Annotated in this window: 8 protein-coding genes; 7 read left to right on the top strand and 1 reads right to left on the bottom strand. The window is 71.3% G+C overall.

The features are described from left to right. The first annotated feature begins 111 nt into the window (after positions 1-111). Positions 112-642 carry a gamma carbonic anhydrase family protein gene (locus VGI02_RS26760; protein ID WP_331632721.1) on the top strand — a complete coding sequence of 177 codons (531 nt, stop codon included), beginning with the start codon at positions 112-114 and terminating at the stop codon, positions 640-642. Between the two features lie 4 nt (positions 643-646). On the opposite strand, the gene VGI02_RS26755 is transcribed toward VGI02_RS26760, so the two are convergent. Next, on the bottom strand, positions 647-1,300 hold the full coding sequence (locus VGI02_RS26755) for a GntR family transcriptional regulator (protein ID WP_331632719.1): 654 nt from the start codon (positions 1,298-1,300) through the stop codon (positions 647-649). A gap of 245 nt (positions 1,301-1,545) precedes the next feature. On the opposite strand from VGI02_RS26755, the gene VGI02_RS26750 reads away from it, so the two are divergent. The 6 genes from VGI02_RS26750 to VGI02_RS26725 form a co-directional block, all read left to right on the top strand. Further along, positions 1,546-3,324 carry a 2-hydroxyacyl-CoA lyase gene (locus VGI02_RS26750; RefSeq protein ID WP_331632717.1) on the top strand — a complete coding sequence of 593 codons (1,779 nt, stop codon included), beginning with the start codon at positions 1,546-1,548 and terminating at the stop codon, positions 3,322-3,324. Then, on the top strand, positions 3,324-4,715 hold the full coding sequence (locus VGI02_RS26745) for a phenylacetate--CoA ligase family protein (RefSeq protein WP_331632715.1): 1,392 nt from the start codon (positions 3,324-3,326) through the stop codon (positions 4,713-4,715). Before VGI02_RS26750 ends, VGI02_RS26745 begins: the two co-directional genes overlap by 1 nt. A gap of 81 nt (positions 4,716-4,796) precedes the next feature. Then, on the top strand, positions 4,797-5,438 hold the full coding sequence (locus tag VGI02_RS26740; protein WP_331632714.1) for a gluconate 2-dehydrogenase subunit 3 family protein: 642 nt from the start codon (positions 4,797-4,799) through the stop codon (positions 5,436-5,438). A gap of 10 nt (positions 5,439-5,448) precedes the next feature. After that, positions 5,449-7,101: a GMC family oxidoreductase gene (locus VGI02_RS26735; RefSeq protein WP_331632713.1), complete on the top strand. Its 1,653-nt coding sequence runs from the start codon at positions 5,449-5,451 to the stop codon at positions 7,099-7,101. A 79-nt stretch (positions 7,102-7,180) separates the two neighbouring features. After that, the gene (locus VGI02_RS26730) at positions 7,181-7,528 is read left to right on the top strand and encodes a thioesterase family protein (protein WP_331632712.1); all 348 of its coding nucleotides are present in this window, start codon (positions 7,181-7,183) and stop codon (positions 7,526-7,528) included. Positions 7,529-7,830: 302 nt separating this feature from the next. Next, a partial coding sequence (locus VGI02_RS26725) for a DNA primase (RefSeq protein ID WP_331632710.1) occupies positions 7,831-8,482 on the top strand: 652 nt, incomplete at its 3' end.

Below are 8,482 nucleotides of genomic sequence, written 5' to 3'. Positions count from 1 at the left end.
CCCCAGATCTGGGGCATTCCGCGACACGACTCGTGATCACCGGCCGCCGCGGCGGCGCGAGCGACCCCCTGGTTCGATGCCGGGGACCCGTCCGCCGCTCCCGGAGGCACCATGGATCCGCTGCTCGTCACCGTCGACGGTCACACCCCGCAGGTCGATCCCACCGCCTGGATCGCCCCGGGCGCCGTCGTCGCCGGCCGCGTGACCCTGGGGCCGGAGGTCGGCATCTGGTACTCGGCGGTCGTGCGCGCGGACAACGACACCATCTCGATCGGCGCCGGCTCGAACATCCAGGACGGCTCGGTGCTGCACGCCGACCCCGGCTTCCCCTGCTCGGTGGGGGAGAACGTCACCGTGGGGCACCGCGCGGTCGTGCACGGGTGCACGGTCGAGGACGAGGTCCTCGTCGGCATGGGCGCGGTGATCATGAACGGGGCGACGGTCGGGCGGGGCTCGGTCGTCGCCGCGGGCGCGGTGATCTCGCAGGGCGTGACCGTCCCGCCCGGGTCCCTCGTGGCCGGGGTGCCGGGCAAGGTCCGGCGCGAGACGACCGCGGACGAGCAGGGCTTCAACGGGATGAGCGCCGCGGCCTACCGGCACCTGCTCGGCGTGCACCGGGATGCCACGTCGGCGCAGCGGTGACCCGCTAGTCCGAGCCGGTCCCGGCGCGCGTCATCGCGTCGAGGATGAGCTGCTCGCCGTGCTCGGCGTGGCGCCGGGAGAGCGCCTCGGCCGCGTCGCCGTCGCGGTCGCGGATGGCCTCGAGGATCGCGGTGTGGTCCTCCCACACCCAGGCCGGGGCGCCGCCCTGGAAGAGGACCTCACCCATCACCCGCTGCACGTTGCGCCACATGACGCCTGCGCTCTCGACCAGCAGCGGGTTGCCGGAGGCGTCGACGACGGTGCGGTGGAACTCGACGTCGCCGCGGATCATCTGCGCGAACGCGCGGTCGGCGAACGCCTGGTTGCCCATGGCGACCACCTCGTCCGCGTGCTGCAGCCAGTCGTCGGTGCGCCGGGCCGCCGCGAGGCGGGCCGCCTGCCCGTCGAGCAGGGCCCGCAGTTCGTAGAGGTGGCTGACGAAGTCGGGCTCGAGCGGTGCCACCTCGAGGCCGCGCCGTCCGAACTCGCGGACCAGACCCTGGTTGCGCAGCAGGAGGAGCGCCTGCTGGATCGGCTGCCGGGACACGTTGAACCGTTCGGCCAGCTGTTCCTGGCGCAGCGGCGTCCCGGGAGCGAGCTTCCCGGTGCAGATGTCGTCGACGATCGCCTCGAAGACCTGGTCGGTCCGTGAAGGCATCTGCGGTAGTGCGCTCATTCCACCCCTTGAAGCCCGCATCCCGGGCCGTTGCCTGCCGCCGCCGGCACACGTGGCGTGCTTCACACCCGGGTGACGGGGTAGCCCACGGTATCGCGACGCGTCGTCGCCGCCAGTAGCGACTGGATCACTCTCGCGTATTGACTTCTGAATTCAGAATACGTCATGGTGGCGTGACAGCGGTCACTCGAGATCAGGTGTCTGCAGTCACTCGACGGGGAGGGTCCATGGCGGACGCGGGTCCGGTGGGACAGCCGGTGCAGGTCGCCGAGGTGGTGGCGACGTTCCTGCAGGAGCACGGCGTCGATCGGGTGTTCGGCCTCCAGGGCGGTCACATCCAGCCGATCTGGGACCGGCTCGCCCGGCGCGGTGTCCGCATCGTCGACGTCCGCGACGAGGGCTCCGCGGTGCACATGGCCCACGCCCACTCCGAGCTCACCGGGCAGACCGCCGTCGCGATGGTGACCGCCGGGCCCGGCGTCACCAACACCGTCACCGCGGTCGCGAACGCCTCGATCTCGCGGATCCCGCTGATGGTGATCGGCGGCTGCCCGCCGATCCCGCAGTCGAACATGGGGCCGCTGCAGGACATCCCGCACACCGCGATCCTCGAGCCGGTCACCCGGCTCTCGCGCACGTTGCGCTCGTCCGACCAGGTACTGCGTGAGCTCGACGAGGCCTGGGCGCGGGCCGCGGGCGATCGCGGCGAGCCGGGCCCCGTCTACGTCGAGATCCCCACCGATGTGCTGCGCCGCGAGGTGCCTCCCGCCCTCGTCACCGAGGAGCACCTGCGGGCGAAGCCGCGCCGTCGTCCCCAGCCCCACCCCGTCGACGTCGCCGCCGCGGCCGACCTGCTCCGGCACGCGAAGCGACCCGCGGTCATCAGTGGTCGCGGCGCCCGGTCGGTTCAGGGCGAGCGGAGCGACGGGATCGGGGGCGGAGCCGGCACGGAGCTGGTCCGCCTGCTCGACGCGTCCGGCGCGGCCTACCTGGACACCCAGGAGAGCCGCGGCCTGGTGCCCGAGGACCACCCGGGAGCGGTCGGCTCGGCGCGCTCCGCGGTCATGCGCGACACCGACCTGCTCATCACCGTCGGACGCCAGCTGGACTTCCAGCTCGGGTTCGGCTCGCCCGCGGTGTTCCCGAACGCGACGGTCGTGCGCATCGCGGACACCGCGAGCGAGCTGATCGACAACCGGCGCGGCGAGGTGGAGATCCTCGCCGAGCCCGGCGCGGCGCTGGCCGCCCTCGCCGACGCCCTCAAGGACCACACCCCGGACACCGCCTGGCGCGACGAGCTGCGGGGCAAGCACCTGAAGCGGGCCGCGGAGTACCGGCAGGCGCTCGCCACCACAGAGAACGGTCCCGACGGGTTCATCCACCCGAACCGCATCTTCGGCGCGCTGGACGCCCTGGACCGGGACGGCACCGTCGATCTCGGTGAGGCGGTCATGATCGCCGACGGCGGCGACCTGCTCTCGTTCGCGCGGCTGGGCATCACCCGGTGCTCCCGCTACCTCGACGCGGGGGCGTTCGGCTGCCTCGGCGTCGCGACCCCGTTCGCGATCGCGGCCTCGCTGGCCTACCCCGACAGGCCGGTCATCGCGGTGACCGGCGACGGCGCCTTCGGCATCACCGCGACGGAGATCGACACCGCGGTGCGGCACGGCGCGAAGATCGTCGTCATCGTCTCCAACAACCGCGCCTGGAACATCGAGCGCTACGACCAGGCCGAGAACTACGGCCTCGTCGTCGGGACCGATCTCGCCGACTCCGACTACGCGGGCATGGCGCGGGCGTTCGGCGCCCACGGCGAACGGGTGACCGACCCGGCCGAGATGGAGGGCGCGATCCGGCGCGCCCTGGAGAGCGCACCCGCCGTCGTCGACGTGGTGACGACGCAGGACGCGCCCTCGCCGGACGCCGGGAAGGGCCTCGGCTTCGTGCCCGACTATCAGGCCCTGACCCCGTGGAACGACGCCGAGGTCGAGCGGAGGAAGTCCTGATGGCCGGCATGGAGGAGTGGGCGTTCCCCACGAAGTACGACCAGGACTACCTGCCCGACCCCGGGTCGCCGTACTGGTTCCCGCACCGGGAGACGATGGACCCCACCGAGCGGGACGCGGCGGTGCTGGTCCGGCTGCGCGAGGTGATGGAGTACGCCTACTCGACGTCGTCGTTCTACCGGAACACGTGGGACGCGGTGGACCTCAAGCCCGCGGACATCACCTCGTTCGAGGCGTTCGAGCAGGTCCCGGTGGTGACGAAGGCCGAGATGCGCCGGTCCCAGGCGGACCACCCGCCGTTCGGGGACTACCTGTGCTGCGACGAGTCCGAGGTCCACCACATCCACGGGACGTCCGGCACCACGGGCGCGCCGACCGCGTTCGCGCTCGGTCGTCGCGACTGGGAGGTCATCGCCGACAACCACGCCCGCATCCTGTGGGGGATGGGCGTGCGGCCCGGCGACACCGTGTTCGTCGCGGCGCTCTTCTCCCTGTACCTGGGCTCGTGGGGCGCCATGTCCGGCGCCGAGCGGCTGCGCTGCCGGGTGCTCCCCTTCGGTGCGGGCGCCCAGGGCATGACGGCGCGGGCGGTGACCTGGCTGGCGCGGGTGAAGCCGGCGGCGTTCTACGCGACACCGTCCTACGCGCTGCGTCTGGCGGAGGTGTCCCAGCAGGAGGGGATCGACCCCCGCGAGTTCGGTCTGAAGGTCATGTTCTTCTCCGGCGAGCCCGGCGCCTCGGTGCCCGCGGTCCGCCAGGCGATCGAGGAGGCCTTCGGCGCCACGGTGATCGACTGCGGGACGATGGCCGAGATGACGCCGTTCATGTCGGCGTCGGCCACCGCCGGGACCCCCGACGGGATGCTGCTCTGGCAGGACATCGTCTGGCACGAGGTGTGCGACCCGTCGTCGTTCCGGACGGTGCCCTACGGCTCCGAGGGCACGCCGGTCTACACCCACCTCGAGCGCACCTCGCAGCCGATGATCCGGCTGGCCTCCGACGACCTCACGCGCTGGGTCATGGAGGACAACCCCTGCGGGCGGACGTATCCGAAGCTGCCCGAGGGCGTCTACGGCCGCATCGACGACATGATCCACATCCGCGGCGAGAACGTGTACCCGACCGAGGTCGACAACTTCCTGCGGGGAGTCGCGCACTACGGCGGGGAGCACCAGATCGTCGTCCGCCGGACCGGGTCGATGGACGAGATGATCGTCCGGGCCGAGACGACGCTCGGAGCGGGGGAGCGGGACTCCTTCGACCGCGACACCGGGGCCGGCCTGCAGTCCCTGCTCGGCGTCCGCGTGACCTTCGAGTCGGTCGACGCCAACACCCTCGAGCGCGCCGAGCACAAGTCGCGGCGGGTGGTCGACGAGCGCCAGCTCCGATGAAGCGGAGCGGAATCGGGCCATCGGCTCCAGTCACGAAGCTCTGGCGCCCAGGTGAGCGAAGCCCCAAGGAGGACACCGAGCATGGACAACGCTCTGGGCGAGAAGCCCGCGCCGTTCGGCGCGCCGGAGACGACCGCCACCCCGGGGGAGGCCGGTGGCTACTTCGAGACCGGCCGCCCGCGCCTGGGCGGGCTGCAGAACCCGCTCCGGTTCACCGACACCCAGGCCGCGGTCATCAACGCGGCCGCCGACACGATCGTCCCGCCGCACCCGGACTGGCCGACCGCGAGCGACCTGGACCTGGTGACGTTCGTCGGGCGCTACGTGACGCCGAGCGGCTACCGGAACAAGCACTTCCCGTTCGCGACCCAGGACGAGTTCACGGCCGGTCTCGACCGGCTGGGGCAGGCCTTCGTGGACGGCTCCGTCGCCGACCGGACGTCGGCGATCGCCGCGCTGGAGAAGGCCGAGGACCCGCTGTTCGAGCAGCTGCGGGCGCTCGTCTACTACGGCTACTACTCGCGCCCGGTCGTGACGCAGGCGATCCAGCGCAATCTCCCGGCCGGTCGTGACTACCACGGCCCGCCGTTGCCCTACGGCTACCTGCAGACCACGGAGCCCTGGGACGAGGAACTGCTGACGCAGGCGCAGGAGAACGGTTCCTATCTCGAGACCGACGAGGTCACCCGCGTCGACCTGTCCCAGCTGTCCTGGACGAAGTGAGGAGCGCGCCATGGCTGCATACGAGGAGACCGACGTCCTGATCATCGGTGCGGGCCCCGGCGGGGCGGGCATCGCGCTCAAGGCGGCGAAGGCCGGCATGAACGTGGTGTGCCTGGAGCAGGGCCCGTGGGTCAAGCCGACCGACCACCCGCACTATCACGACGAGTGGGAGCTGGAGAAGCAGCGCGGGTGGGCCTACGACCCGAACGTCCGCCAGCTGCCCGAGGACTATCCGGTCACCGGCACCACGACGCCGTACATGATGAACAACGTGGGTGGGTCGACGGTCCACTACGCGGGCCACTGGCCGCGGTACAAGCCGGTCGACTTCCGCAAGGGCACCGAGCACGGCCTCGAGGGCACGATCGACTGGCCGATCTCCTACGAGGACCTGGCCCCGTTCTACGACGAGAACGACGAGATCTACGGCATCTCCGGCCGGATCGGCGACCCGTCCTACCCGGACCGGAAGCGGGCCGTCCGTGACCCGGAGGTGCTGCCCGGCAAGCTGGGCCTGAAGTACGCGAAGGCGTCCAAGGACCTGGGCTGGCACTGGTGGCCCTCGGACAACGCCGTCATCACGGTCCCGCGGGAGAACCGCGAGGCCGACCAGGCGATGGGCAACGAGCTCTCCGGCAGCCCGACGGGATCGCTGTCCACACCGGCGAACGCGCACTGGCCGTACGCCATCCGGTACGGGGCGGACCTGCGCACGATGGCCCGCGTCGAGACGATCAACGCCGACGGCGGCAAGGCCACCGGCGCGACCTACATCGACCGCAACACCGGCGAGCGTCACGAGATCCGGGCGAAGATCGTGGTGCTCGCAGCCAACGGCATCGGGTCCCCGCGCCTGCTCCTGCAGAGCGCGCAGAAGGGGCACGAGGACGGGCTCGCGAACGCGAACGGGATCGTCGGCAAGTACCTGATGCACCACGTGTTCGCGTTCTGCGACTCGTGGTTCGAGGAGCCGATCGAGGGCTTCAAGGGCTCGTTCGGCGCGCCGCTGTACTCGCACGAGTTCTACCACACCGACATGAGCCGCGGATTCGTCAACGGTTTCGGTATGCAGGTGGCGCGCAGTTTCGGGCCCGCCTACGCCGCGATGGGCACGCACACCGGATACACGGCACCGTGGGGCGAGAAGCACCGCGAGTTCTTCGACGGCCATTTCGCCAACCACCTCATGGTGTTCATGTTCGGCGAGGACCTGCCGGTGGACACGAACCGGGTCACGCTCGACCCGGACGTCAAGGACTCCTCGGGTCTGCCGGCCGCGCACGTGAACTACGAGCTGCACCACAACGACATCGCGCTCGCGCAGTACGGCATCGACAAGATCTTCGAGGCCACCCGCGCGGTCGGGGCGACCGAGACCAACGACACCGGCGTGCTCTACCCGCCGCCGGGTTGGCACCTCATGGGGACCTGCCGGATGGGCAACAACCCGGGTGACTCGGTGCTCAACAAGTGGAACCAGACCTGGGACCTGCCGAACCTCTTCGTGGTCGACGGCAGTTCGCTGACCACGGGAGCGGCGGTCAACCCGACGTCGACGATCGGTGCGCTCGCCTGCCGGGCCGGTGAGTACATCACGCGGAACTTCCACGACATCACGTCGCAGAAGACGACGCCGAGCAACGCCGACGCTCCGACCATGTAGGTGCCTCCGGCTCGTGAGCACTTTCTGGTGCCATAGCACCAGAAAGTGCTCACAAGGCGCAGCCACCTATGATGCCGCGATGCTCCACGACGTGACCGACGAGGACACCGCCATCGCCCTGGGCAGCGGCGACGTGCCCGTGCTGGGCACCCCGCGCCTGGTGGCCTGGCTGGAGGCCGCGACGCTGGCGACGGCGGCGTCGCTGCTCGAGGACGGCCGCACCACGGTCGGGACGGCGGTCCGGGTCGAGCACCGCAGGCCGACCCCGGTCGGCGGCACGCTCGGGTGCTCCGCCGAGGTCTCCTCCGGGCCGGACGAGAAGGGCCGGATCACCTTCGCGGTGCGCGCCGTCGACGGCAACGGCGACGTGGCGGGCGAGGGCGAGATCGACCGGGTCGTCGTCGAGCGCGAGGGCTTCGGCGCGTAGGTGGGCTTCCGCCCCCGTGAGCACTTTCCGGTGCTATCACCCCCGAAAGTGCTCACGAGCGCGAAGCGCACCTCCGGGCCGTCCCGGCCAGGCTCTCCGTCGCCTCCTGGGCCCCATCCCGCGGAGCGGACCGTCGAGGTGCTCGGCCGCTTCCTCGCGGCCCACGACGGAGCATGATCAACGGGTACGTGCCGGGGTCATGGGCCGCTCCGGGCCCCGTGGGTGCCCGTTGATCACCGTCGGCCGGGCGAGTTGCCGGACGCGTCCTCGACGCCCACACCCGGCGTCGTAAACTCGGGCCCGTGGCAGGGCGGATCCGGGACTCCGACATCGCGGAGGTGCGCGACCGGAACCGGATCGAAGAGGTCGTCGGCGACTACGTGGCCCTGCGTCCCGCCGGCCCCGGCTCGATGAAGGGCCTCTGCCCGTTCCACGACGAGAAGTCCCCGTCGTTCAACGTCCGCCCCACCCACAACACCTGCCACTGCTTCGGCTGCGGCGAGGGCGGCAGCGTCATCGACTTCGTCATGAAGATCGAGCAGCTCGGGTTCGTGGAGGCCGTCGAGAAGCTGGCCGACCGGGTCGGGTTCCGCCTGACCTACGAGGGCGGCGGGTCGAGCGTGCAGCGCGACCGCGGCACGCGCTCCCGTCTGCTGGCCGCCAACAAGCTGGCGGCCGAGTTCTACGCCGAGCAGCTGCGGACCCCGGGGGAGGCGCAGACGGCCCGGGAGTTCCTCGCCGAGCGCGGGTTCGACCAGGCGGCCGCGGAGTCGTTCGGCTGCGGGTTCGCGCCCGGCGGGTGGGAGAAGCTGACCAAGCACCTGCTCGCGCAGGGCTACACGCTCGACGAGCTGGAGAAGGCCGGCCTCTCGGTCCCCGGCCAGCGGGGTCATCGCGACCGGTTCCAGCGCCGGTTGCTGTGGCCGATCCGCGACCTCGGCGGCGACGTCGTCG

The sequence above is a fragment of the Actinomycetospora sp. genome, from assembly GCF_036497245.1.
In the GTDB taxonomy this organism is placed as follows: domain Bacteria; phylum Actinomycetota; class Actinomycetes; order Mycobacteriales; family Pseudonocardiaceae; genus Actinomycetospora.
Note: the sequence above shows the minus strand (reverse complement) of the source record. Positions and strands in the feature narration are given on the sequence as shown.

Bases quoted from the DNA above. Each gene is read 5' to 3' on its own strand.
- VGI02_RS26760 (WP_331632721.1), top strand. From the start codon at position 112: ATGGATCCGCTGCTCGTCACCGTCGACGGTCACACCCCGCAGGTCGAT.
- VGI02_RS26755 (WP_331632719.1), bottom strand. From the start codon at position 1,300: ATGCCTTCACGGACCGACCAGGTCTTCGAGGCGATCGTCGACGACATC.
- VGI02_RS26750 (WP_331632717.1), top strand. From the start codon at position 1,546: ATGGCGGACGCGGGTCCGGTGGGACAGCCGGTGCAGGTCGCCGAGGTG.
- VGI02_RS26745 (WP_331632715.1), top strand. From the start codon at position 3,324: ATGGCCGGCATGGAGGAGTGGGCGTTCCCCACGAAGTACGACCAGGAC.
- VGI02_RS26740 (WP_331632714.1), top strand. From the start codon at position 4,797: ATGGACAACGCTCTGGGCGAGAAGCCCGCGCCGTTCGGCGCGCCGGAG.
- VGI02_RS26735 (WP_331632713.1), top strand. From the start codon at position 5,449: ATGGCTGCATACGAGGAGACCGACGTCCTGATCATCGGTGCGGGCCCC.
- VGI02_RS26730 (WP_331632712.1), top strand. From the start codon at position 7,181: ATGCTCCACGACGTGACCGACGAGGACACCGCCATCGCCCTGGGCAGC.